This is a genomic window from Dyadobacter linearis (assembly GCF_907165045.1).
Taxonomy (GTDB): Bacteria; Bacteroidota; Bacteroidia; order Cytophagales; family Spirosomataceae; genus Dyadobacter; species Dyadobacter linearis.
The window spans coordinates 1-581 of sequence record NZ_CAJRAU010000026.1 but is presented as its reverse complement, the minus strand read 5'-3'; the positions used below and the strand labels follow the sequence as shown (position 1 = coordinate 581).

Sequence of the window (581 nt, the reverse complement as noted above, 5' to 3'; positions counted from 1 at the left end):
GCCCTGTCTTCGTAGCGGTGCTGCCTTTTAGCGGATACGGATATGTGGAAGCTTTGCCGAACATGAAACTGGCCCAGGTCGTAAAGGCCTTAAACAACGCGCTGGCCTATTTTGGAGGTGTACCACTAGGAGCAAAGTCTGATAACATGAAGCAGTGGGTATCGCGTAGCTCTCGTTACGAACCGGCATTTACCGACATGCTTGAACAATGGGCCAACCACAACCATATTGCCCTGTATGCAGCCAGACCGCATAAACCCAAGGACAAAGCCGCCGTGGAGAACTTCGTTAAAATTACCTACCGCCGTATTTACGCCCACTTACGCAATGACACCTTCCATAATCTGGCCAGCTTGAATGCAGCTATTAAAGAGAAGTTGGCACTACACCATCAGATGAACTTCCAGAAAAAGACATTCAGCCGTCTGGAATTATTTACTAGCCAGGAAGCCCCGCATCTTCAACCTTTACCGGAATCGCCCTATCAAGTCCGGCATTACACCAAAGCCAAAGTCCAGAAGAACTACCATGTGGTTATCGGTGAAGACTGGCACTTTTACAGCGTCCCATTCCGCTATATC

1 protein-coding gene is annotated in these 581 nt (G+C 48.9%); it reads left to right on the top strand.

Annotated elements, in window-relative coordinates; translation table 11 throughout:
• Positions 1-581: DDE-type integrase/transposase/recombinase (locus KOD92_RS27355; protein ID WP_215236790.1), on the top strand; the 581-nt coding region annotated here is incomplete at both ends.